The organism is Streptomyces sp. NPDC001796, from assembly GCF_042892355.1.
Lineage (GTDB): Bacteria > Actinomycetota > Actinomycetes > Streptomycetales > Streptomycetaceae > Streptomyces.
In genome coordinates this window covers 182,540-205,495 of the sequence record NZ_JBIAUC010000001.1, presented here as the reverse complement: position 1 = coordinate 205,495, position 22,956 = coordinate 182,540, and the positions used below count along the sequence as shown (strand labels likewise).

23 protein-coding genes and 3 pseudogenes are annotated in these 22,956 nt (G+C 70.8%); 6 read left to right on the top strand and 20 right to left on the bottom strand.

Features of this window, described 5'->3' with window-relative positions; all coding sequences use genetic code 11:
* Positions 1–58: 58 nt before the first annotated feature.
* Together recO and ACFYZE_RS00915 are read right to left on the bottom strand one after the other, a co-directional pair.
* Positions 59–805, bottom strand: a complete 747-nt coding sequence (gene recO, locus ACFYZE_RS00920; RefSeq protein ID WP_388986521.1) for a DNA repair protein RecO — start codon at positions 803–805, stop codon at positions 59–61.
* Positions 806–849: 44 nt separating this feature from the next.
* On the bottom strand, positions 850–1,071 hold the full coding sequence (locus tag ACFYZE_RS00915; RefSeq protein ID WP_388986518.1) for a hypothetical protein: 222 nt from the start codon (positions 1,069–1,071) through the stop codon (positions 850–852).
* A gap of 364 nt (positions 1,072–1,435) precedes the next feature.
* On the opposite strand from ACFYZE_RS00915, the pseudogene ACFYZE_RS00910 reads away from it, so the two are divergent.
* Positions 1,436–1,819: pseudogene (locus tag ACFYZE_RS00910) on the top strand (Scr1 family TA system antitoxin-like transcriptional regulator); the annotation flags it as partial.
* An 86-nt stretch (positions 1,820–1,905) separates the two neighbouring features.
* Here ACFYZE_RS00910 and ACFYZE_RS00905 read toward each other — a convergent pair.
* The 5 genes from ACFYZE_RS00905 to ACFYZE_RS00885 all read right to left on the bottom strand — a co-directional run bounded on the left by ACFYZE_RS00905 (position 1,906) and on the right by ACFYZE_RS00885 (position 5,088).
* Complete coding sequence (locus tag ACFYZE_RS00905; protein ID WP_388986515.1) at positions 1,906–2,649, bottom strand: methyltransferase domain-containing protein; 744 nt, start codon at positions 2,647–2,649, stop codon at positions 1,906–1,908.
* Between the two features lie 29 nt (positions 2,650–2,678).
* Entirely contained in the window at positions 2,679–3,134 is a 456-nt protein-coding gene (locus ACFYZE_RS00900) for a hypothetical protein (RefSeq protein ID WP_388986513.1), read from the bottom strand.
* A 138-nt stretch (positions 3,135–3,272) separates the two neighbouring features.
* Entirely contained in the window at positions 3,273–4,229 is a 957-nt protein-coding gene (locus ACFYZE_RS00895; protein WP_388986510.1) for an FG-GAP repeat domain-containing protein, read from the bottom strand.
* A 248-nt stretch (positions 4,230–4,477) separates the two neighbouring features.
* Positions 4,478–4,801, bottom strand: coding sequence for a helix-turn-helix domain-containing protein (locus ACFYZE_RS00890; protein ID WP_388986508.1), 324 nt, complete (start codon positions 4,799–4,801; stop codon positions 4,478–4,480).
* Complete coding sequence (locus ACFYZE_RS00885) at positions 4,798–5,088, bottom strand: type II toxin-antitoxin system RelE/ParE family toxin (protein WP_388986505.1); 291 nt, start codon at positions 5,086–5,088, stop codon at positions 4,798–4,800. Before ACFYZE_RS00885 ends, ACFYZE_RS00890 begins: the two co-directional genes overlap by 4 nt.
* Here ACFYZE_RS00885 and ACFYZE_RS00880 point away from each other — a divergent pair.
* A pseudogene (locus ACFYZE_RS00880) lies at positions 5,088–5,596 on the top strand (transcriptional regulator); the annotation flags it as partial. The gene ACFYZE_RS00885 and the pseudogene ACFYZE_RS00880 overlap by 1 nt on opposite strands.
* Before the next feature lie 36 nt (positions 5,597–5,632).
* On the opposite strand, the gene ACFYZE_RS00875 reads toward ACFYZE_RS00880, so the two are convergent.
* The 6 genes from ACFYZE_RS00875 to ACFYZE_RS00850 all read right to left on the bottom strand — a co-directional run bounded on the left by ACFYZE_RS00875 (position 5,633) and on the right by ACFYZE_RS00850 (position 12,260).
* A complete protein-coding gene (locus tag ACFYZE_RS00875; RefSeq protein ID WP_388986502.1) occupies positions 5,633–6,634 on the bottom strand; it encodes a DUF6879 family protein in 1,002 nt (333 codons plus the stop codon).
* Between the two features lie 41 nt (positions 6,635–6,675).
* Complete coding sequence (locus ACFYZE_RS00870) at positions 6,676–7,644, bottom strand: SCO2521 family protein (RefSeq protein ID WP_388986499.1); 969 nt, start codon at positions 7,642–7,644, stop codon at positions 6,676–6,678.
* Position 7,645: 1 nt separating this feature from the next.
* Positions 7,646–8,629 carry an SCO2522 family protein gene (locus ACFYZE_RS00865; protein ID WP_388986497.1) on the bottom strand — a complete coding sequence of 328 codons (984 nt, stop codon included), beginning with the start codon at positions 8,627–8,629 and terminating at the stop codon, positions 7,646–7,648.
* Positions 8,626–9,543: an SCO2523 family variant P-loop protein gene (locus ACFYZE_RS00860; RefSeq protein ID WP_388986494.1), complete on the bottom strand. Its 918-nt coding sequence runs from the start codon at positions 9,541–9,543 to the stop codon at positions 8,626–8,628. Before ACFYZE_RS00860 ends, ACFYZE_RS00865 begins: the two co-directional genes overlap by 4 nt.
* Positions 9,544–9,545: 2 nt before the next feature.
* Complete coding sequence (locus ACFYZE_RS00855) at positions 9,546–11,384, bottom strand: SCO2524 family protein (RefSeq protein ID WP_388986491.1); 1,839 nt, start codon at positions 11,382–11,384, stop codon at positions 9,546–9,548.
* A gap of 72 nt (positions 11,385–11,456) precedes the next feature.
* Complete coding sequence (locus ACFYZE_RS00850; RefSeq protein WP_388986489.1) at positions 11,457–12,260, bottom strand: SCO2525 family SAM-dependent methyltransferase; 804 nt, start codon at positions 12,258–12,260, stop codon at positions 11,457–11,459.
* A 263-nt stretch (positions 12,261–12,523) separates the two neighbouring features.
* Between ACFYZE_RS00850 and ACFYZE_RS00845 the strand changes: the two genes are divergently transcribed.
* Positions 12,524–13,057: a GNAT family N-acetyltransferase gene (locus tag ACFYZE_RS00845; protein WP_388986486.1), complete on the top strand. Its 534-nt coding sequence runs from the start codon at positions 12,524–12,526 to the stop codon at positions 13,055–13,057.
* On the opposite strand, the gene ACFYZE_RS00840 is transcribed toward ACFYZE_RS00845, so the two are convergent.
* Positions 13,038–13,517, bottom strand: a complete 480-nt coding sequence (locus ACFYZE_RS00840) for a protein-tyrosine phosphatase family protein (RefSeq protein ID WP_388986483.1) — start codon at positions 13,515–13,517, stop codon at positions 13,038–13,040. The two genes, ACFYZE_RS00845 and ACFYZE_RS00840, sit on opposite strands and share 20 nt — an antisense overlap.
* 211 nt (positions 13,518–13,728) lie before the next feature.
* Here ACFYZE_RS00840 and ACFYZE_RS00835 point away from each other — a divergent pair, with 211 nt between their 5' ends.
* Entirely contained in the window at positions 13,729–14,664 is a 936-nt protein-coding gene (locus ACFYZE_RS00835) for a dihydrodipicolinate synthase family protein (RefSeq protein ID WP_388986480.1), read from the top strand.
* 68 nt (positions 14,665–14,732) lie between these two features.
* Here the strand turns inward: ACFYZE_RS00835 and ACFYZE_RS00830 are convergent, their stop codons facing one another.
* Together ACFYZE_RS00830 and leuA are read right to left on the bottom strand one after the other, a co-directional pair.
* A complete protein-coding gene (locus ACFYZE_RS00830; RefSeq protein ID WP_388986476.1) occupies positions 14,733–15,440 on the bottom strand; it encodes a TerB family tellurite resistance protein in 708 nt (235 codons plus the stop codon).
* 184 nt (positions 15,441–15,624) lie between these two features.
* Positions 15,625–17,346 (bottom strand): 2-isopropylmalate synthase, encoded by a 1,722-nt coding sequence (gene leuA, locus ACFYZE_RS00825; protein ID WP_388986473.1) that lies wholly within the window; start codon positions 17,344–17,346, stop codon positions 15,625–15,627.
* A 315-nt stretch (positions 17,347–17,661) separates the two neighbouring features.
* Here leuA and ACFYZE_RS00820 point away from each other — a divergent pair.
* Together ACFYZE_RS00820 and ACFYZE_RS00815 are read left to right on the top strand one after the other, a co-directional pair.
* Positions 17,662–17,818, top strand: a pseudogene (locus tag ACFYZE_RS00820) (NAD(P)-dependent oxidoreductase); the annotation flags it as partial.
* A 114-nt stretch (positions 17,819–17,932) separates the two neighbouring features.
* Positions 17,933–18,742 (top strand): SDR family oxidoreductase, encoded by an 810-nt coding sequence (locus ACFYZE_RS00815; protein WP_388986470.1) that lies wholly within the window; start codon positions 17,933–17,935, stop codon positions 18,740–18,742.
* A gap of 24 nt (positions 18,743–18,766) precedes the next feature.
* Here ACFYZE_RS00815 and ACFYZE_RS00810 read toward each other — a convergent pair whose 3' ends face one another.
* Genes ACFYZE_RS00810 through ACFYZE_RS00795 form a run of 4 tightly spaced genes read right to left on the bottom strand, consistent with a single transcriptional unit; the run spans position 18,767 to position 22,769 of the window.
* Positions 18,767–20,032: an MFS transporter gene (locus ACFYZE_RS00810; RefSeq protein ID WP_388986467.1), complete on the bottom strand. Its 1,266-nt coding sequence runs from the start codon at positions 20,030–20,032 to the stop codon at positions 18,767–18,769.
* Complete coding sequence (locus tag ACFYZE_RS00805; RefSeq protein WP_388986464.1) at positions 20,029–21,351, bottom strand: GH1 family beta-glucosidase; 1,323 nt, start codon at positions 21,349–21,351, stop codon at positions 20,029–20,031. Before ACFYZE_RS00805 ends, ACFYZE_RS00810 begins: the two co-directional genes overlap by 4 nt.
* Positions 21,352–21,410: 59 nt before the next feature.
* Positions 21,411–21,677 (bottom strand): protealysin inhibitor emfourin, encoded by a 267-nt coding sequence (locus tag ACFYZE_RS00800; protein WP_388986461.1) that lies wholly within the window; start codon positions 21,675–21,677, stop codon positions 21,411–21,413.
* Between the two features lie 21 nt (positions 21,678–21,698).
* Positions 21,699–22,769, bottom strand: coding sequence for a M4 family metallopeptidase (locus tag ACFYZE_RS00795; RefSeq protein WP_388986459.1), 1,071 nt, complete (start codon positions 22,767–22,769; stop codon positions 21,699–21,701).
* Positions 22,770–22,956 lie beyond the last annotated feature (187 nt).

The following is a 22,956-nucleotide window of genomic DNA, read 5'->3' as shown; positions in this document are numbered from 1 at the left end:
CGCTCCTCGGTTCTTCGCTCTGTCGCTGTCCAGCTCTGTCGCTGCGTAGCTGTGCCGCCTACTTTTCCACGTACCGGAGCGAGCGCAGCCCCCGCTCCAGGTGCCAGTGCAGATAAGCCGACACGAGCCCGCTGCCCTCCCGGACGTACCGCGCCTCGCACGCGTCCGCGGTCTCCCAGTCTCCCGTCAGCAGCGCGCCGAGCAGTTCCAGGGCCTGCGGCGAGGGTACGACGCTGCCGGGCACCCGGCAGTCGGCGCACACGGAACCGCCCGAGGCGACCGAGAAGAAGCGGTTCGGCCCGGGCATGCCGCACTTCGCGCAGTCGCTGAAGCTGGGCGCGTAGCCGTTGACGGCGAGGGAGCGCAGCAGGAAGGCGTCCAGGACGAGGTGCGGCGCGTGCTCACCACGGGCGAGCGTCCGCAGGCCACCGACCAGCAACAGATACTGCTGGACGGCCGGCTCCCCCTCATGGTCGGTGAACCGCTCGGCGGTCTCCAGCATGGCGGTCCCGGCGGTGTACCGGGCGTAGTCGGTGACGATCCCACCGCCGTACGGCGCGATGGTCTCGCTCTGGGTGCACAGCGGCAGCCCCCGCCCGACCAGCTCGCTCCCGCGCACGAAGAACTGCACGTCCACGTGCGAGAACGGCTCCAGCCTGGCCCCGAACTTCGACTTCGTCCGGCGCACCCCGCGGGCCACGGCGCGTACACGTCCGTGACCACGCGTGAGCAGCGTGATGATCCGGTCCGCCTCACCCAGCTTCTGGGTGCGCAGCACTATGCCGTCGTCGCGGAACAGACTCATGGGGTCCATTCTCGCCTACGGCGGGCCCGGCTCGGGCCGGGTCCTCAAGGGACCTCACCGCGGCTGCGTGCGTTGGCGTACGCCGTCGCGGCCCGCAGACGCTCGGCCTGGGTCGCCGGGCGCACGGCCTCCGGTTCGACGTCCCACTCCTTGCCCCCGCCGTACGGTCTCAGCTGTACGTACGGGCCCTCGTGCCCCATGACGATGCCCACCCTCCCGGTACGGGTGTCGACGGCGTACGACCCGATCGGCGGCTTCTTCTTCATCGCGCCTCCGCCGCCGGCAGCGCCCGCAGCGCCGCCGCGAGCCGAGCGGCGACATCGACGGAACAGCCGCCCAATTCCACCAGCGGACAGGGTGTCTCCCGCGCCAGACTTGCCGGGTCGAGCCGGAGCGACGGCAATGTGATTCCGACGCTCGCGAGCGCAGCCCGCAATTCCTTCACTGTCTCCTCCGCCTCTTCGACGCGGTGCGCCGAGTCTCGTCCCCCGAGTGATACGTGTGCTGCAGTCACCGTGCTCCCCTTCCCCATGCAATTTCACGCTTCGCATCTCCATGGTGACGCTCTGCATCTACACTCGACAGGTGTCTGTGCCCTACAAGTGCGAGGCAGCAGGGGCGGGTTGAGCCATGGCCAACGGTGCACGGCAGGCGGCGTGGGAGTTCTTCGGCGCCGAGCTGAAGCGGCGACGGGAGAACGCCGGATTCACCCAGGCGTCGCTGGGGGCGCGTGTTTTCGTCTCGGGCGGCCGCATCGGCCAATTCGAACAGGCGATTCGCAAACCTCAGTTGGACGTGGCACAGCGGATTGACGAGGTCCTGCAAACCGAGGGCTTTTTCGAGCGGACGTGGCGAAAGCTCATTGATGACGCGAGGCACGCGGATTATTTCGCTCAGGTGGTTGAGCTCGAGCGGACGGCCACGAAGATCTGCGAGTTCGCGCCGACGTCGGTGCCGGGGTTGTCGCAGACGGCGGAGTACGCGAGCGCGGTGACGCTCGCCGACCATACGATCTGCCCAGGGCCGCCGCGCTCTCGCCCACGGCGTCCCTGGCCCTGATCGAGGCCGCCTGGACGGCGCTCGTGCGCGGACACCGCGGGTCAGCGGTCGGACACGAGCAGCCGGTACCCGACGTCGATGCTGTCGAGCGTGAGCAGCTCGGCGTGGCGTGTGTGCCAGCGGCCGGTCGCCAGGTCCTCCGCGAGCCGGGTCAGGCCGGGCGCGAGGGCGTCTTCGCCGGTCTGGGCGAACAGGGAGACTCCCGCCCGCACCTGCGGGTCGAGGTAGGCGCTGGGGCGGCGCCAGTATGCGGCGCCGAATCCGTCCACGCAGTCATGGGGGACCCGGACCGGTTCCTGGCGCGCCCCGCCGAGCAGGTCAGCCAGTCGGTCGGTGGGGACGGCGCGGGTGTCGTCGAACGCGGCCGCCTCCGGCAGGTACTCCCGTACGAGCCAGAACCGCTCGCGGAAGATGCGCTGGTCCCAGGTCAGGATGACGATGCGGCGGCGGGCGACCCGGCGCAGTTCCTTGATTCCGGCCGCCAGGTCGGACCAGTGGTGGACGGTGAGCAGGGCCATCACGGCGTCGGCGGCACCGTCACGCAGCGGGAGGCGTTCCGCGACGGCCTGCACGGCCGGTGCGGATCCCGGCGGGCGCTGGGCGATCATGACCTGGCTGGGTTCCACCGCGAGGACCGTCTGCGGCGGTTCGTACGAGCCGGTGCCCGCGCCGACGTTGATCACGTCCCTGACGTCGCCGAGTGCGGTGCGGATCTGCGCGCCGATCCGCGGATCAGGCTGCCGTGTCCGGGCATACGTCGCGCCGAGCGTGTCGTAGGTCGCCATGCCGGTCAGTCTGCCCAGCAGGCACGGTCTCAGGCGTCGCCCGTCCGCCCGGGGATTTCACGCACTCCCTGGTCGCGCACAACGCCCGTGCTGTCCCCGCGCAGCACCTCGTCGCCGTCCTGGTTGACGATCACAATGCCGAACTCGATCCTCATCCCGGCCCGTTTCCGTTCCAGTGCCCGCACTGTCACGTGTGCGGTGATGGTGTCCCCTTCCCAGACGGGCTTGAGGAACTCCCAGCTCATCCGACGGGCGATGTAGTCCAGTCGGCCGCCGATCTGCGTCGCCAACGAGGCTGTCAGCAGCCCGTGCGCCATGACCGGCCCGTCAGCCGGGATGTGGTGGCGCCCCTCGTCGCCCACCAGGGAGGCGAAGGCCGCGATGTCCTCAGCCAGAATGGTGCGCTCTGCCGTGAGGACCTGCCCCACCGCCAGAGCGGACGCCTTGTTTGCTCCACGAGTGTCGATATCACCGTTCTGGGACATGTTCTCCCCTTCGCCTTCGGTCCGGACCGGTGTCACCTTGAGTGGCTGACACGGGCAGGTCCAGTTCCCAGGAGACGCCGAACCGGGCCGTCACCGAGGCGGAGGCAACGGCCGGTCCGGTCCTGCCGGTCCGTACAGCTACAGCAGGTTGTAGATCTGGAACCCGCTGCCGATCTTCACCGGCTTCAGGAACACGGCCCGGGTGTCGCCCGTGCCCGAGTACCGGAACAGGTCGCCGTTCGGCTTGCGCGCGATCAGGTCCGGCTTGCCGTCGGCGTCGAGGTCGCCGACCGACAGCAGCCGGTCGTACGTGTTCCAGCCGGCGCCGATCCTCGTACGGGGCGCGAAGGGGGCCTGGTAGTCGCCGGTGCCCTTGTAGAGCCAGAGAACGCCGGACTTGTCCCGGGCGACGATGTCGGCCTTGCCGTCACCGGTCAGGTCACCCTGGCCGGCGATCTGGGTGTACTGGTCCCAGCCTGCGCCGATACGTTTCCGCGAGGTGAGGGTGCCGTCCGGGTGGGCGAGGTACTCCCACAGAACACCGGCCTTGTCGACGCCGATGAGGTCGGCCTCCTTGGCGCCGCCGAGGTTCCCGGGAGAGAGGACCGTGGTGTAGACGTTCCAGCCCGTGCCGACGTGCTTGGTGTGCGAGTCGAGCTGGTCGTCGATCCAGTCGAAGTCCAGCTTCCCGTCCTTGTAGAGGTACCAGGTGCCGTCGCTGTACCCGTCCTTGTCGTTGTCGACATCGATCGAGCCGGCGAAGGCCTCGAACGTGACCCCCACGTCTTCGCGGGGCCTGAAGCCGCCCTTGTCGTCCGTGAAGTACAAGTACAGCTCGGCGGTCCGCTTGTGAACGGCGGTCAGCGGGAAGCTGGGCGTTTGCACCGGGCCGTCCGCACGGACGCGCGGCCCCAGGCTCTGTACGTCGCGGGCCTGGTGCCGGGGCCCGGATGCGGCACGCGTCCGGGCGGCCCCGGCCGGGTCGCCGGAGGCGAAGGCCGTACCGGCCGTGGCGGCCAGCACGGCCGTGACGGCGGTGGCGGCGGTGGCGGCCAGTGCGCCCCGGAACGCACGCCGACGTCGGGCATTGATCATGAATGCTCCCCCTGCGATCTGCTGAACAGCACATGTCATGTGCCGCGTGGTCGTCAGCACCTTCTCACAGGAGCCTCACAGGCCTCACCGGATTTCCCCAGTGAGCGTCAGGCGGTCGTTGGACGGGGACCCGAAGCGCACCGCTGATACGGCCCGGGGATCAGCGAGGGGACGTCTTCCTCGTACGAACGCGTTGACGGCGAGAGCGGCCGCGCGGGGTGGCCGACCCGAAGCTCGGTCAGCAGACGTCAGCCGACCTTCCGCAACTCCCCGTCCGCAAAGACCGCGACCATCACCAGACTCCCGCCCAGCGCCTCGACATACCTCGCCACGACGTCCGTACCGGAGACCTGACCGCTCTCGATCTGCGAGACCCGGCCCTTGCTCACGCCCATACGCTCGGCCACCTGCGCCTGGGTGTAGCCCCGCTCCTGACGCATCTCGACGAGCCTCCAGGCCCTCGCCTCAGCCAGCAGCTTCTGGGCACCCTCGAGAAAGGCGCCCTCACCACCCGCCAGTTCCTCAGCCCGCTCACGGTGCCCACTGGCCGACCAGTTGGTGTATCCGCTCACTTCCCCGACTCCTTCTTCCGATCAGCCAGGTACTCCGCGTAGCGACGCTCGGTCAAAGGGATCGCCTCGTCGTACCAAGCGTTCCAGTTTCCGGCCTTGTCTCCCGCCACCAGAAGGATCGCGGAGCGCCAGGGGTCGAACATGAACAGAACGCGCACCTCACTGCGCCCCGTCGACCCGGGGCGCAACTCCTTCAGGTTGTGCAGCGTCGACCCTTTGATGCGATCGACCAAGGGACGCCCCTCGGCGGGCCCATGGCAGGCGAGCACCCAAATCGCCTGGTTCACAGAATCCCCTGGCCGTCGCGCTCCTCGGCCCTGCCCCGGCGGTGCGCGGCCTGGAGGCGAGTTTCGTGTACCGCTGGTTCACCGATCCGGACGCCCGCGGGATCTACCCCGCCGAGGACCACCCGCACCACTCCCGCGTCTTCGTCGCCGACCTCCAGGCGGTCGCCGCCCGGCGGGCCGGTGACACCGAGGTGACCCGGCTGGTGGCCACGCTGCGCCGGCGCAGTCCGGAGTTCTCCGGCCTCTGGGAGACCCACGACGTCGCGTTGCGCCGCAGCGACCACAAGCGGATCGTCCACCCCGCCCTCGGCGTCATCGAACTGGACTGCCACAGCCTGTTTTCAGCGAGGACGGCCGCCAGCGCCTGCTGTGGTTCTCCGCGCCGCCCGGCACCGAGGGCGCCGCCCAACTGGAACTGCTCTCGGTGATCGGAACCCAGGACCTGTCCCCGGAGCGGGCCGGCGGAGCAGCGCCGCCCGGAGAACACCGTGGACGCCGCGGCGTGTGACGTGCGGCGTGTGACGCGTGACGTGCGGCCTGCCGCTCAGCCGGACGCGGCGGTCGGTGCGGGCAGGGGGTCCGGCCCGGTGGGCTCGGTCGCCTCCCACAGGACGTTGAACCGCTTCATGCGCTCCTGGACGTGTGCGGGTGTCATCTTCAGAAGGGTCTTGGCCGGCACGACGTCCACGTCCGGCTCTATCTCGTAGCAGAGCTGCCCGTCGAAGACGATGAAGTCGTTCGTGAGCGTGAGGCGGGCGCGCTGCGGCAGTTCCGAGCGGACCGCGATGCGTGCGTCGATGCCCAGGTCCCGCTGGCTGCGGCAGAGTTCCTCCAGCTCCTCGGTGCGTTCCAGCGGATTCTTCACGAGGAACAGCCGCCGTACCCGCACTCCCCGCTTGACGGCCTCCTCCTGTGCCTTCAGATAGCGGTTGGCGGGCTCGCTGGTCCAGAAGTCGCGGTCCACGGGGGTGCTGGTGGCCTCTAGGGTGCGCGTGCAGCACGCGGTGAGGGAGATCAGCCAGTCGTGCTCCTCGCCCGGGCAGTCCGTGCTGCCCCGGCTCAGGCTCTCCATCGTGGACGCGAGCTGGGCGATCCGGTCCTGGGCGAAGTCCTTCACCAGCTGTGACTCCTGGCGGCCCACATGTGTGTAGGCGCGGGCCAGCCGGGCCACGCCGTCGGACCGCAGCACCGAGCGGTCCACCTCGCTGAACAGCTCGGTCGCCTCACTGATCCGCGCGAAGGCCCCCTCGACCTCCCTCCGCATCTCCAGGTGGTACTTGTCCAGACCCTGCTCCATCGAGTTCAGCCGCTGCTCGAAGTCCACGAGGTACTGGATGATCAGCGCCGCGCCACCGAGAACGACGGACACGGTCAGCTGCCACACCTCGTTCTTGTCCTGGTTGAGGACGTTGGTGAGCAAGTAGGTGGCGGCGGCCACCACCGCCGTGACCAGTGTCTTCCGTAACAGGTTCGGTGAGCGCTGCCCCTCCTCGCTCCTGGACGCCCTGCGTGCTTCCCCTGATGACGCTCCTGACGATCCGGTCATGTCGCCTCTCCCCCGTCGCGATTGTCGGTTCGTGCCGCCCTTCAGCGTGTGCTCAGTGCCTCGTGCAGCAACGGAATGGCCTGGACGGCCAGTTGGTCACGGATGCGCTGGACCAGGGTCTGCCACTGACGGGTGAACCCCGGCTCCCGTTCCAGCACGTCCCACAGGTGACCCAGGGTGCGGTCCACGTGTGCGCGCGGCATCCACAGATGCAGCAGGTGATCGACGGCCGGGCGCAGCGCGAGGACGGCCGCGGGGCCGTCCGCCGCACCGAGCCGGCTGCTGTCCAGCATGTGCACGACGGTCGTCAGCAGCCAGTCGTGCAGGGCGAGGTCCTCGCACAGGCCGGCGGCCGCGGCGGCCGGGACGTCCTCCGGAAGCCTCAGTTCCACGGTCCGCAGCCCGTGCTCGGCGAGGGTGAATCGCTGAAGCGACGGTCCCTCGCCGTCCGGGGCGCGTCGCGCGACCCAGCGCACATGGGTGCGCCGGGACTTGAAGGGTGCCTTGTGGTCGAGCAGCGGGTGGCGCAGCAGCTGGGCGAGCAGGCCCTCGGCGATCATTCCCAGGTCGAGTTCGCCCCGTGCGCCGCCGCGCAGGACGCCTTCGGCGGTGGCCTGTTCGGGGAGCTTCCCGAAGGGTTCGACCAGGCCGGGCCTGACGAGGTAGTGGCCCCAGGGGCGGCGCGTGTCGGGGCCGGCGGACGGGGCGCTGAAGTAGGCGGTGGCCTGCAGGACGCGGCCCTCGGTGAGCGCGGCGCGGGCGGCCACCGTGCCGACGGCGCGTACCTTGGCGCCGTTGGAGGTGGGCAGCCGGCAGTCCACGCCGGTGAGGACGTCCGGGGACAGCGCGTACAGGTTGGGCCGCTCGGAGACCCGGACCTGTTCGTCCGCGCGCAGCCTCAGCAACTGGGCGGCGGCCCGGCCGTCCAGGGCGTGGAAGGACGGCAGCAGACAGGTCCGCACCTCACCGCAGGCGAGCACCGGGCGCGCCGACTGTCCCCCGGCCGGCATCTCAGCTCCCCTCGGCGGGGAGGGCGCCGGCGGGCTCCTCGTAGAAGACGTACGTGGCGCGCTGCGCGACCGCGTCCGGCACCGCCGCGCCCTCGCGGGCGGAGCGCTCGGCGACCTGCTTGAGCGCGCCCGAGTCGACGTCTATCTGGTCGAGGATGAGCCGTACGGCGTCCTCGACGGCGAGGAAGCGGTTGGCCATCAGGGTGCAGGTGCGGTACGCGCTGAACGGCGCCGCCGCCGGGTTGAGCTGGATCAGCGGCGGCAGCCGGTCCCACTCGTGGGGGAAGTCCCGGCCGTTCCAGGGGCGCGGTACGAGGACGGGTTCGCCGAGGTGGCGCAGCAGGCCGAGGCGGGCGAGCTGCCAGACGGCGGCGAGGAACGGGCAGGACCACAGCCGCTGTCCGTCCTTCTCGGACCACAGCTCGACGTCCATGAACACGGAGTGGTTGCGGGCGGCGGTCTCCTGGGGCGGCTGCCAGCCGGTGATCTCCCCCATGGCGCTGCGCGAGCCGGGGCTGCGCTGCCCGTTGGCGAGCCAGCCGGTCTGGCTGACGGGCGGGCGGGAGCCGTAGCTGCCCGGCGGGGGCGACTCGACGAGGCGGTGCATCACGGCCTCGGCGAGCTCGATCTTGTCCGCGACGGCGCAGCCCGACTCGCGGGCCAGGTAGTCGATGACGAGACCGGCCCGCTCGGCCTCCTGAAGCACCACGGGGACGAGCTCGGCGGGAGTGGAGAAGCGGGTGAAGTAGTCGTCGATGAGGAAGCAGGTGCTGATGCGGGGCCGCCTGCCGCCGGTGCGGCGGGCGGCGGCGGCCCGGGCGGCCTCCACCCAGATCCGTACCTCGGCGAAGTGCTCTCGCAGCCGCTCGGGCCCGGCCTCGAAGTCCTCCATGTAGAGGTGGCCGAGTTCCAGGGAGAGGTGGGCGAGCGGTACGGACTGGGTGCGGGGCTCTGCGGTGGTCTCGCGGAACACGGCTTCCGTCACGGCTGCTCCCAGTACTTGTCGTCGGTCAGCCGGTTCGCCAGTTCGCTCAGTGCCTCCCACGTCTCCCGGTTGGCGATCTGGCTGTCGAGGACGTCCTCGTCGGTGATGAGCTGCTCGCGCCACTGCAGGACGGGCTCCAGCGGCACGGAGCCGAGGACCTGGGTGTAGCCGATGCCGAGGTTGGAGGACATCTGCTTCAGGTCGCGGTCGCAGGCGCGCATCCACGCCGACTGGGTCGCCGACACCTGCGACCACAGCGCGGACTCGGGGTCGGGTACGGCGGCACGGACGAACCGGATGACGTTCCGCAGCCCCTCCTCGTCGTGCCCTCGGGCCACCCCGCCGGCGACGATGCCGCGCCTGCCGTAGACCAGGCTCGCCGCGGCCGCCACGTGCTGGCGGGTCCACCGGTGGAAGACCAGCCAGCGTGCCAGGACACCGCGCAGCTCGCGCTGCGAGGTGGCCTCGAGGGCCATGTCGACGGCGTAGCTGCGGCCGGCGCTGAGGTCGACGACGATGATGTCGAACTCGCCGTTGAGCCGCAGCAGGAGGTCGACGCAGCGGCGCAGGGTGGCGTCGGTGGTGGCGAACTCGCCGCCGCTGACGTCACCGGGCATCAGCACCAGGCTGCCGGAGCCGGGGGGCCGGTTGCGCAGCACCGGGTGTTCGGTGTCGGCCCAGACGTCGATGCGGGCCGGTTCGCCGACCTCGCCGGTCAGGTAGGAGTGCAGGCCGCGGTCCTCGGCGGCCCGGCGGGCGTCGGGTACGTCGAAGACGGCCGCCGCGGTGGGCGAGCCGAAGTCGAAGTCCAGGTAGCAGACGTCGTCGCCGGCCAGCGCACGGTGGTAGGCGAGGTTGGCGCTGGTGACGGAACGGCCTGTGCCCCCCTTGTCGGAGGCCGCGAAGACGAGCACGGTCACACCCCCTGGGCCGCGGCTTCGCGGGCCCGGGCGAGAGCGTCGAGCTGTCCGAGGACGTCGAGGGTCAACGAGCAGGCGGTGCCGGGTTGTTCGTCCACGAGCTTGCGGGCGCGGCGCAACTTGACCTCGATGCTCCTGAGTTCCATGCCGCGGTTGCCCTCGGAGGCCGGCGCGGGCTCCATCTGCTCGTTGCCGAGGAGGTGGGTGGACTCGCTCAGCAACGCGCGGGCCAGCACGGTGAGTTCGCTGCTCCGGATGGGGGGCTGCTTGTACATCTGGTGGACCTGGACCATCACCTCGGTGACGCGCTCGGTGACGCTCCAGGACACCTGCCCCTCGTAGGCCGGCGTCTCGGGGTAGGCGGCGTGGACGTTGTCCCACAGGCCAGTGCCCTCGCCGTCGCCGATCCGGCGCCGCCACAGGTGGTCGAAGATGTCCTCGGCGAGCCGGAGCAGCCGGTCGTGCGAACCCAGGTTGCGGGACAGCGTGCACAGCTGGATGGTCCGCTTGAGCAGCTGCGCGGAGAAGTCGCTCATGATCCACTGCATGGGCGGTCCGACGCTCTCGCTGCCCTGCAGCGGCAGGGTGACGCCGGGGTGGTGCAGCCGGACCATGGGGTCGTCCTGGGTCATGCGGCTGGTGATGCGACCGCGCTCGGCGAGGCGTTCCATGACGCTGACGGTGCGGGTCAGGTCGTCGTCCGTGGCGCGGCGCCGCATCAGGTCGTGGACGAGGATGGCAGCGACGGAGAGGGAGAAGTACTCGGATTCGAGTTTCTGGCCGGTGGTGCGCCAGGGGATGTCCTCGAGGGGCCAGCGGTCGCCGCCGAAGCGCGCGATGCCGGACCAGAACTGCTGGGTGATCTCCCAGCGCAGTCGTAACGCCTCGGCGAGCCGCTGCTGTTCGGGGTTGAGCAGGCCGAGGGTGAGGGTGCGGTCGGAGAAGAGGTCCTGGATGCCGTCGAGGGCGACCACGGTGAAGTAGAGGTACGGCACCGGGTTGGCGACGCCCTGGGGCTGCGGCCCGATGGGTTCGTCGGTCGGGACCTCGGGCGCGTCCCTGACGATGCTCCAGCCCCAGCCGCACTCGAAGAGCTGGTTGGGGTCCTTGAGGCCTTCCTCGACGTCGACACCGAGGACGAAGCTCTCGACGATCGAGGCGCGCAGTGCCTCGAAGCGGTCCTGGAACCTGCGCAGCACATGCCGCTGCGACAGCCGTCCCTGGCCGAGGAGTTCGCACAGCGTGCGCCCCTGGGAGGAGTCGGTGTCGAAGACGTTGATGGTGAAGGAGCGCAGCAGGCTCACCATGGCGGCGGTGAGACGGTTGCTGGTGGCGGTGCGCACTTCCTGGATGGTCTCCAGGACGTCGCCGCGCCGGGTCTTGGACTCGTAGATCTTGAGGAAGCCGAGGGTGGCCAGGCACAGGGTGATCGACATGGAGTACGAGTCGACGACTCCGAGGTCGCGCTGTTCCTGGGTGAGGTCGCGGTCCTGGTCCCCGGACACGAAGTAGTGGCCGCCGGCGAACGTGGGTCTCTTCTCGTCGGTGTGCCTGCGCATGAACTCGGCGGTGGCCGTGACGAGGTTCGCGGGGATCTCCAGGCGCCCGCCGGCCCGCTTCATCACCCTCTGGACGTCGTCCTGTGTGGTGTCCGGGTCGTCCAGGCGGAAGGCGGGGATCTCCGTGGCCGGGTACAGGATGCAGAGCAGGCGCTCGGCGTCGGCGACGCTGCTTTCCCCGCCCCGCTTGCCCCAGGTCCACTCCCCGCCGTCGAACGAGTGGCGGGCGATCGCCTGCCAGATGTCCAGCAGATGCTGGCGTGGCTTGATCTGCATCCCATGCCCCTCACACAGGCCGCGTTGCCATGATTGGAGGACGTGCCGTCTTCTGTTGCGACGATGCGGTCCTCAAACGGCCGGAATATCGGACTCCGGAATGTCGGACTCCGAATTCCTCCAGCCGTAGGCGACGATCATTCCCGAATAGCCTTCACGCACGGCGGCCGAAGCCTTGAGACGCATGGTCTTGAACTCGCCCGCGAAAGGCACGAGACTCTCGTACACCTCCAACTCTCCCACGTCGCACGCCGGGAAGAAATGCTTGCCCGCGTGATACCCGGACGAATGTTCCATGAAAGCGGCGGCGAAGGGTGCACCTGGGGCGAGGGCGCGCAGGAAGCACTCGACGGCGCGGGCGAACTCCGCGTGCGAGGTGGTCATCGACTCCGCCACGAAGAACATGGTCCCCATGGACCAGCGGCCCTGGTGCCGCACCAGGTCGAAGAGGTTGCCCGACTGGACCCGGACCACGTCCCGGAACCTGGCGCGCGGGTCCAACTCCAGTGCGCCGTATGCCTCGTTCTTGCGCAGGAGGTCCCAGAACTGGTCCCAGTTCCCGTCGTAGGAGGCGACCTGGCTCTCGAGGTAGCGGACGTTCGACGGCGAGCGCTCGTAGAGGGTGATCTCGTCGCACCAGGGGAGCATGGCGAGCGCCGGGTAGAGGTTCGCGCCGGCCCCGACATCGATGCCCGAAACGTGGGTGGTGTCACGTCCCTGGAAATGATCGCCGAAATGATCGCCCACGATCTGAAGGATCTCCGCGTCCTCCGCCTGCAGGCCGCGGTAATTGTGCTCAACGTAGGCAATGGGGTCGAATGCGGCCCATGATACGTCCGCATTCAGCTGCACGTCCCCCGGCGATCTGAAGGTCATTGGTCGAGCGTACCAATCGGAAGACCGGGCGGGATCCCCCTTGGGCCAACCGGGCGACGCAGTTAGGCCACTTGGGGCGCACCGGGGGCGCATCGGGGCGAACGACTTATTGGACCTGATCCTGCCTTGAAGGGGCCGGATCGTCCCGCTCAAGATGGTCGGAAATCTGTCGAACATACCCGAACGGCAGACAGCGCGCGTCCCACTCGTACCACCCGTACGGATGGTCACCCGCGCTTGACTCCATTCCGCAGGGGGGCGGCATGACTGTGTTTCCAGAGGAACGTTTCCCGTCGCGTGGCGGGCCGACCGGACCGGCTCTGTTCCACGACCGGGCGTTCGTCGACCGCCCCCTGACGATGCGGGGGGTGACGGAGGACGACCTGCCCGAACTGGTGCGGGTGGACCGGGAGGCGTTCCCCGACGAGCCGTACCCCTACTTCGTGCTGCGCCAGCTGTTCGACCTGCACGGGGACTGTCTGCTGGTGCTGGACGACGGGCGGAGCCTGCACGGGTACGTCCTGTACGTCACCACGCCAGACCGCTACCGGAGTTGGATCGTCAGCCTCGGCGTCACCCGGGACCAGCGGGGGCGCGGGCTCGGCCGGCGGCTGATGCTGGAGGTGCTGCGCCGGCTGCGGGCCGAGGAGGTGCGCGAGGTGCGGCTGACGGTGGAGCCGGCGAACGCGGCCGCCATCATGCTCTACCGGTCGCTGGGCTTCTCGTCCGACGAGGGGGTGCGCAAGGACTACTTCGGGGCCGGAGAGGACCGGCTCATCATGACGCTCGGCCTGTGAAGCGCCGTACGTACCTCCGCTGCCAGGGTGTTTCCACGGCATGCCGGTCGTAGTGGGCGCGCACATAGGCCACGGCCCGCTCCGGCGGCACGCCGTCCAGTACGGCGAGGCAGGCGAGCGCGGTACCGGTACGGCCGCGTCCCCCGCCGCAGGCGACCTCGACGCGCCCGTGTGCGGCCCGCTCCCATGCCTCGGTCAGCAGCCGCCGGGCCTCGCCACGGCTGCTGGGCAGCCGGAAGTCGGGCCACCGCAGCCAGTCGCAGGCCCAGGGCACGTCCGGGGGCCGCCCGCCGAGCAGATACAGCCCGTACGTGGGCGCGGGCCCGTCCGGCACGGGCCGCCGCAGGCCCCGCCCGCGCACCAGCCGCCCGGACGGCAGTCGCAGGACGCCGGGAGCCCCGGGGTCCCAGCCTCCGCCGTCGGCCCCGCTGCCGCCGTCGTCCGGTTCGGGATCGCTCATCGGTCCAGTGTCGGCCGGCGGGCCCGCGGGGGCGGGCGCGGCGCCGGCCACGGCGGTGGCCGTCGGCGGCCGTCGGCCGGCGCTCTCGCTGCCACCATCCTGGGGAGGGGGCGAGCCGCCTCCGAGCCGAACACGTCGGCCGTCCCGGCCCCCGACGGCCACCGCCGTGGCCGGCGCCGCGCCGGGAACAGGAACACGTCCGGGAGCCCCGATGCCCTTCCCCGCCCCGCTGACCGGAGTAATCCCGCCCGTCTGCACCCCCTTGGCACCGGACCGCGAGGTGGATGTGCCCTCTCTGCTGCGGCTGGTGGACCATCTGCTGAACGGCGGGGTGGATGCCCTGTTCGTGCTGGGGTCGTCCGCCGAGGCCGCCCACCTCACGGACCGTCAGCGCGCTGTCGTGGTCGAGTCGGTGGTGGCCCATGTCGCCGGGCAGGTGCCGGTACTGGCCGGGGCCATCGACATGACGACACCGCGGGTGCTGGACCACGTGGCGTATGCGGCACGGGCGGGCGCGGACGCGGTCGTCGTGACGGCGCCCTTCTACACACGGACGCACCCCGCGGAGATCGCCCGGCACTACCGGCTGGTCGCCCACCGCTCCCCCGTGCCGGTCGTCGCCTACGACATCCCCGTCTCCGTGCACGTGAAGCTGGGCCCGGAGCTGGTGCTGGAGCTGGCGGCGGACGGGACGCTGGCCGGGCTGAAGGACTCAAGCGGCGACCTGGCCGGTCTGCGCACGGTCGTGACGGGGGTGCGGTCGCGTCCCGCGCTCACCGGGTTCAGCGCGCTGACGGGTTCGGAGCTGGTCGTGGACTCGGCACTGGCGCTGGGCGCCGACGGGGCGGTGCCCGGGCTGGCGAACGTGGACCCGGAGGGCTATGTCCGCCTGGACCGGCTGTGCCGCGCGGGCGACTGGGAGGCGGCGCGGGCGGAGCAGGAGCGGCTGTGCGCGCTGTACGGCATGGTCGGCGTCGGGGACCCGGCCCGGATGGGCGCGAGCTCGTCGGCGCTGGGCGCGTTCAAGGCGGCGTTGCATCTGCGCGGGGTGATCGCGTGCCCGGCGACGGCGGAGCCACAGGTGCCGCTCACGCAGGAGGAGCGGGAGCGGGTCGGGAAGCATCTCGCGGCGGCCGGGCTGCTGTGACGGTCACTCGGGTCGGTCGGGGGAATGCGCCGGAACCGGACCGGGTGACCGCTGCCCCGTCGTGCCGACTACGACACCGTGCGGGCCGCCGCGAGCAGGCGCGTCACGTCCTGCGAGCAGATCGTCAACGCCGCGCCCACCGTGGCCAGGACGTCGCGTTCCGCAGGGGTGTAGGGGCCGTCGGCGAGGGCGATGCGGGCGCCCTGGAGGAGGATCGACTCGCGGCCGGTGGGGGCGAGGTGCGGGGCGAGCGGGTCCAGGGCCTCGTGCAGCTCTATGGCCAGGCTCGCGCCGCCGCCCGGTTCGCCGCAGACCCGGCCGGTGTCCGCGGCCACGGCGTCGACCAGGGCGCTGAGCCCGTCCGCCGTGCAGTCGTCGAAGCCGGCGGAGCGGACGGCGGTGGCGGCCGTCTCCAGGGACGTACGGGAGCAGGTGCCGCCCGCGGCGAGGACTGCCAGGGCCACGGTGTGGACGGCGTCGCGGAGCATCGCGGCGAAGCGGGTGGTGGTCGGGTGGTCCAGGACGTCCGTGCCGTAGTGGTGGCCGCAGGCCGCGCACTCCACGACCGGACCCGTCTCCCCGCGCGGCACGACCGGCAGGCCGGCGAGGGTGAGGCGACGCCGTCCGGTGAGGCGCTGGTAGTTGCGGTCGCCCCCGCAGCCGGGGCAGAAGAACTCGCCGTCGCCGACGGCGGTCCACGCGGTACGGACGCCGAGGATCTGCGAAATGCGGCCCTTGCGGGCTTCTGGGCCGTTGCGTCCCCGTCCTGGCAGCACGTCGCACCTCCGTCCTCGCCGCGGCATCATCGCCGCTGCTGGCGTGATGTTAGCCACATTATTGAGGCGGAGTCAGCACCCCGGACGAGACCTCCTCGTGATCTTCGGCCGAAATGGCCGGTGCACGACGCGGCCCCGTCCGCCTCAGGAGGCGGACGGGGCCGTGAACGTGGAGGTCAGAGGGTCAGCGGGCGGCTCGGTTGACCGCGGAGACGACCGCCTTCAGCGAGGCACGTGTCGTATTCGCGTCGATGCCGATCCCCCACAGGACCTTTCCGTCAATCGCGCATTCGATGTACGAGGCGGCCTGCGCGGAGGCGCCCTCGCTCATCGTGTGCTCCTGGTAGTCCAGCAGGCGTACGTCGATGCCGATGGACTGCAGGGCGTCGAAGAACGCGGAGATCGGGCCGTTGCCGGTGCCGGTCAGGACCGTGTCCTCGCCGTCGACGGTGGCCTCGACGGTGAGGGTGTCGACGCCGTCCTTGTCGGTGGTCGTCTGACCCGTCCTGACCTGGATGCGGCCCCACGGGTTGTCCGGGTTCGGCAGGTACTCGTCCTGGAAGACGTCCCAGATCTCCTTCGGCGTGATCTCGCCGCCCTCGGCGTCCGTCTTCGCCTGGATGATCTTCGAGAACTCGATCTGCATCCGGCGCGGCAGGTCCAGCTTGTGGTCGTTCTTCAGGACGTAGGAGATACCGCCCTTGCCGGACTGCGAGTTGACGCGGATGACCGCCTCGTAGGAGCGGCCGACGTCCTTGGGGTCGATCGGCAGGTACGGCACCGCCCACTCGATGTCGTCGACCGTGACGCCGCGAGCCGCCGCGTCGGCCTCCATGGCGTCGAAGCCCTTCTTGATGGCGTCCTGGTGGGAGCCGGAGAAGGACGTGTAGACGAGGTCCCCGATGTAGGGGTGGCGCGGGTGGACCTCCATCTGGTTGCAGTACTCCCAGGTACGGCGGATCTCGTCGATGTGGGAGAAGTCGATCTGCGGGTCGACGCCCTGGGAGAAGAGGTTCATGCCCAGGGTGACCAGGTCCACGTTGCCGGTGCGCTCGCCCTGGCCGAACAGGCAGCCCTCGACGCGGTCGGCGCCCGCCATCACCGCCAGCTCGGCGGCGGCGACGGCTGTGCCGCGGTCGTTGTGCGGGTGGGCGGACAGGCAGACGAACTCGCGGCGGGAGAGGTTGCGGTGCATCCACTCGAAGCGGTCCGCGTGCGTGGACGGGGTCGAACGCTCCACGGTGGCGGGCAGGTTGAGGATGATCTCGCGGTCCGGGCCGGGCTGCCAGACGTCCATGACCGACTCGCAGACCTCCAGGGCGAAGTCCAGCTCGGTGTCGGTGAAGATCTCGGGGCTGTACTGGTAGCCGAACTCGGTCTCGGGGCCCAGCAGCTTCTCCGCGTACTCCATCACCAGCCGGGTGCCGTCGACAGCGATCTGCTTGATGTCGTCCTTGGAGCCGCGGAAGACGACCCGGCGGAAGACCGGGGCGGTCGCGTTGTACAGGTGGACGTTGGCGCGCCGCGCGCCCTTCAGGGACTCGACGGTCCGCTCGATCAGGTCCTCGCGGGCCTGGGTCAGGACGGAGATCGTCACGTCCTCGGGGATCGCGCCCTCCTCCTCGATGATGGAGCGCACGAAGTCGAAGTCGGTCTGGCCGGAGGCCGGGAAGCCGATCTCGATCTCCTTGTACCCCATCTTCACCAGCAGGTCGAACATGGCGCGCTTGCGCACCGGCGACATGGGGTCGATCAGGGCCTGGTTGCCGTCGCGCAGGTCGGTGGAGAGCCAGCGCGGGGCCTTGGTGATCCGCTGGTCGGGCCAGGTGCGGTCGGGGATGTCGACCTGCTCGTACGGCCGGTACTTGTGGATCGGCATGGAGGTGGGCTGCTGGCGGTTCGCCATGGTGCGTGGGCTCCTCATGGGGTCCGGAAGGACGGCCGACGACGCAACGCCAAGCTCCGCGGGGAGGGAGTCGGCCTCGACTACAGGCCCTCGCCGCGGCAGCTAAGGAGAAGCAGCCCGAAACGCATGATGCTCCGCATGCTAGCCGAGGCGCGCCGGATGCGAAGGCCCGTATCAGTATGCGGGACCAGGGGTGGCTTTCGGACAAATAGTTCCTAAAGTCACATTTCCTGCGCAGCCTCGCTCGGTGACAGGTCCTGCAGTCCCACGACCCGCAGGAGCCGGAGGCGCTCGTGGGACTCGGTGCCCGGGCGCCGGCTCAACGGCGTCGAGGTGCCCGCCGAACTCCGCAAGCGCACTGATCCCGACCCGTTGGTTCGGAATCATGTCCACCGAGCGGATCCGGCGGGATCTCGGCTTCCGGCCTCACTACCCGACCGTGTGGGCCGCCCGCGACGCCGGCGCCCCGTAGTACCCGGCAGGCGCCGGCCACCGTTTGCCCGGTACGTCCCCGGGTACTGCGATCCCTCGTCGGCCCCTCGGTCGACCCCTCGTCCAGGACCGCACACCCCCGCGGGAGGCCCGTATGTCCGCCCCCACCCCGTCCGCGTCCAAGGTGACCGTGATCACCGGATCGGACTCCGGTATCGGCCGCGCCACCGCCGTCCGCCTGGCCGAGGCGGGGATGGACATCGGTATCACCTGGCACAGCGACCAGAAGGGCGCCGAACAGACCGCCGAGGAGGTCCGCGGCAAGGGGCGGCGGGCCGCCGTGGCCCAGGTGGACCTGACCCGGCTTCCCGAGGCCGCGGACACGGTCGACGCGCTGTGCGAGGAGCTCGGCCGCATCGACGTCCTGGTCAACAACGCCGGTACGGGCACCATGACCCCCTTCCTGGACCTGGGGCTGGACGACGTGCGCCAGGTCCTGGACGTCGACCTGCTGGGCCCGTTCCTGTGCGGTCAGCGCGCGGCGCGGAGGATGATCCGGCAGGGTGACGGCGGGCGGATCGTCAACGTGACCTCCGTGCACGAGCACCAGCCGCGGGTGGGCGCGGCCCCGTACTGCGCGGCCAAGGGCGGGCTCGGCCTGCTCACCCAGGTCATGGCCCTGGAACTGGCCGAGCACGGCATCACCGTCAACGCGGTGGCGCCCGGCGAGATCGCCACGCCCATGACCGGCCAGGAGGACACGGACGTGCACACCGAGCCCCGCCCCGGCGTCCCGCTCGGGCGCCCGGGCGACGCCCGTGAGGTCGCGGCCGTGATCGCCTTCCTCGCCGGCCCCGACGCGTCCTACGTCACGGGGGCCTCCTGGAGCGTGGACGGCGGCATGCTGCGGATGGGCCCGATGGCCGGCTCGCACATGGCCGGGGACGACTGGCGGCGCCCTTGAGTCCCGGGGCGGTCGCACACCGGCTCAGTCCACTCCCCGGATCCGCCCCACCAGCCCCGCTCCCGCCATCCCGATCAGGGCCGCCGCCAGATAGAGGACGCGGTACCCGCCGAGGTGGGTGACGATCGGTGCCGCCAGTGCGGGGGCGGCGACCTGGGGCAGGGCGTTGGCGACGTTGACGACCCCGAGGTCCTTGCCCCGGTCCAGGGCCTTCGGCAGGACGTCCGTCATCAGCGCGAAGTCGACGGAGGTGAACACCCCGAAGCCGACGCCCAGCACCGCCGCCGCCACGATCGCCCCCGGCCAGGTCTGCCAGGCCGACAGGGCCGCCGTCGCGACCGCCATGAGCACCCCGGACCAGATGACGAACGGCTTGCGGCGGCCCACCCGGTCCGACCAGACCCCGCCGACCACCACCGTCGCCAGCAGCGTCACCCCGTTCACCGCGGTGAGGATCAGGACGCCCTGGTCCGGGTCGTGATGGTGCAAGCGGTCCCGCAGGTAGTACAGGAGGTACAGGAGCACCAGGGCGTTGCTGAGGTTGATCAGGAAGCGGGTCAGCCAGGCCCAGGCCAGGTCCGGGTGGCGGCGGGGGCTCAGCCGGAAGCCGGCCAGGAAGCCCCGCCACGACCAGGGCGGCCGGGACGCCACCGGCAGCCGCAGGTCCCGGTGGGCGAGCACATACGGCAGGACGCCCGCCACCGTGAACACCGCGCACGCCGCGTAGCCCGCCCCGACGCCCCCGGCCACCGTCGCCAGGCCCGTACCGCCGACCACGCCGAGGATCTGCGCCGCGCCCAGCCAGCCGCCCACCGACCCCCGCTGCATCCGGGGCACCCGGTCCGGCACCGCCGCCGTCACCGCCGCGAAGGCCGCGTTCAGCGTCAGCTGCACCAGGCACCAGCCGAACGCCATGGTCCAGGGACCGCCCGCTCCCGCGAGCAGCAGCAGCGACACCGCGCCGCCGGCGGTACCGGCCACGATCCACGGCGTACGGCGGCCCCAGCGCGCCGTCGTACGGTCCGAGAGCGCGCCGAAGAACGGGTTCGCGACCAGCGACACCGCCGCGCCCGCCCCCGTCACCCAGGCCAGCATCGTCTCCTTGGACATCCCGGAACCGGGCGCGAAGTCCTTCGCCTGGGAGGCCAGCAGGATCTGCAGCGGGCCGTACCAGCCGACCCAGATCGCCCCGTTGGCCAGCGACAGGGCGCAGGTCCAGCCCCGGCCGACGCGTTCGACGGGTTCGGCCAGGGCGTCGACGGCGGGCACGGCCCGGTCGGCCGTCGTCATCCCCGGGCCCGCAGCAGGTCCCGGAACCAGCCGTACGACGCCTTCGGCGTCCTCTCCAGAGTTTCGTGATCCACGTGCACCAGACCGAACCGGCGCGCGTACCCCTCCGCCCACTCGAAGTTGTCCAGCAGCGACCACACGAAGTAGCCCCGCACGTCGACACCCGCCTCCAGCGCCCGGTGCAGGGCCCGGATGTGCCCGTCCAGGTAGGCGATGCGCTCCTGGTCGTCGACGCCCTCGTAGGAGCAGCCGTTCTCGGTGATGACGACGGGCGGCAGGCGGTCGCCGTAGCGTGCGCGGAAGCCGGTCAGCAGCTCGGTGAGCGCCTCGGGGACCACCGGCCAGCCGAAGTCGGTGACCGGGTGACCTTCGGTCTCCCGTACGGAGAAGGGCAGTTCGGCGGGGAGGGTCAGGCCGCCGAACTCGATCTCCGCGCCCTGCGGGGCGCCCACCCGCGTCGGCGCGTAGTAGTTGATCCCGTACCAGTCGACCGGCTCCGCGATCACCTTCAGGTCGGAGTGCACGTCGCCCGGCATCAACTCGTCCATTCCGTCCGGGTAACGGCCGAGCAGCAGCGGGTCCGCGAACAACCGGTTCAGCAGGACGTCGTAGAACTCCGCCGCCTCCACGTCCTCCTGTTTCCCGGACGCCGGCCACGTCGGGCCGTGCGAGTTGGCGATCCCGATGTCGGCCGCCCCGGCCGCGCGCAGCGCCCGTACGGCCAGGCCGTGGGCCAGCAGCTGGTGGTGGGCCACCGGAAGGGCGTCGAACATCAGCTGCCTGCCGGGCGCGTGCGCCCCCAGCGCATGGCCCAGCAGCGTGTGCTCGGCGGGTTCGTTGAGCGTGATCCACTTGTGCACGCGGTCGCCGAGACGGCCCGCCACGACCGACACGTACTCGGCGAAACGCGACGCCGTGTCCCGCTGGAGCCAGTCCAGCGTGACCGGCAGGTCCCAGTGGAAGAGGGTCACGACCGGGCGTACGCCCGCCGCGCACAGTTCGTCGACCAGGCGGTCGTAGAAGTCGAGGCCGCCGGGGGTGTTCACCCGGGGCCAGGAGACGGAGAAGCGGTACGCGTCCACGCCCAGGCCGGCCAGCAGCGCCACGTCCTCGCGGTAGCGGTGGTAGTGGTCGCAGGCCACCTCCGCGGTCGAGCCGTCCTTCACCCGGCCGGGCTCGGCGGTGAAGGCGTCCCACACCGAGGGCTCGCGCTCGCCGGCCGCCCCCTCGATCTGGTGGGCCGAGGTGGACACGCCCCACAGGAAGCCGGGCGGGAACTGAGGTATCGGGTCCGTCGCCGTGCGCTCGTCTGTCGCCATGCGCGGATCATCCTTACCGCCGGTAACAGAAGTCAACGGGCAGGCGCGTGAACAAGCGGTCAGGCCCCTTCCTTGAGTACCCGCGAGACCAGCTGCCGCTGCTCCTCGGTCAGCCGGGGATCGGCGGCGTACACCGTCCTGCCGTCCACGGTGATCTGGTAGCTGAATCCGTCGGGAACCCCCGCGGGGGGCGCGCCCTGGCCGGCCGCGAGCGCGCGCTCGGCCAGGGCGTGCCACTCGGGCGCGTCGGGCCGCCCCGAGGTGTCCACCTCGGCCTGCCGCTCGATGCCCGCGAAACCGCCCGTGCGCCTGACGTGAATACGCATGGGTGTCTGTCTAGTACAGAACTACGCCGTCGGCACCCCCACCTCCTCCCAGGCCTTGAGCACCGCCTCCTGTTCCTGGCCGGTGGCGCCGTAGCGGGACTTGGCGGCCGCCACGGTCAGCTTCGCGAAGTCCGCGAAGGCCGCGTCCTGCTGCAGTTCGCCGCCGGTGAGCACGTCGTACCAGATCTGCCCGGCCCGCTCCCAGGCGTGTCCGCCGAGCGCGGTGGCGACCAGGTAGAAGGCGTGGTTGGGGATGCCGGAGTTGATGTGCACGCCGCCGTTGTCCTGGCTGGTCCTCACGTACCCGGCCATGGTCGCGGGCTGCGGGTCCTTGCCGAGCGCCGGGTCGTCGTACGCGGTGCCCGGCGCCTTCATGGAGCGCAGTGCCGTGCCGTTCACGTGCGGGGCGAGGAGCCCGGCGCCGATCAGCCAGTCGGCCCCGTCGGCGGTCTGGCCGAGCGTGTACTGCTTGATCAGCGAGCCGAAGACGTCCGAGACCGACTCGTTGAGGGCGCCCGACTGGCCGAAGTAGGCCAGGTTCGCCGTGTACTGGGTGACGCCGTGGGTGAGTTCGTGCCCGATGACGTCCACCGGGAGGGTGAAGTCGAGGAAGATCCTGCCGTCCCCGTCGCCGAACACCATCTGCTCGCCGTTCCAGAAGGCGTTGTCGTAGTCCTGACCGAAGTGCACGCTGGCGTCCAGCGCGAGCCCCTTGCCGTCGATGGAGTCGCGCCCGTACGCCGTCCGGTACAGCTCGAAGGTGGCGCCGAGGCCCGCGTAGGCCCGGTTGACGGTGGCGTCCTTGCCGGGTTCGTCGCCCTCGCCGCGGACCTTCTTCCCCGGCAGCGTCTGGTGGTGCCCGGCGTCGTAGACGGTGCGGTGCGGCTGGCCGGCGGTGTCCTGGGGCGGGGCCGCCGCGGGTGCGCCGATGACCGTTGTCAGCCGGCGGCGGGTGCGCTCGAGCGCGTCGCGCTCCAGGGTGCGGCGCGCGGGAGTGGCGAGCGCGGTGTCCTCGTGCCGGGCGAGCTTGTCGAGGACGTGCGGTGGAACGATGGTGCAGAAGACGGGCCCGTGGCCCCCGTGACTGGTCATGTGCGGCACCATTGCACTGCGTCACCACTCTGTCACCCCTCGCAGCCATGATTGATGAAAAGGCGTGATACGGAGCGGTGTGCTTCGTGAAGAAGTGGTATGGGTCTCCGCGCCCGGGGCGCCGCGGCGGCCCTGGCGAAGTCACCCGAGCGGCGGTGCAAGACCGCGACGAAAAGCCCTACGGCTC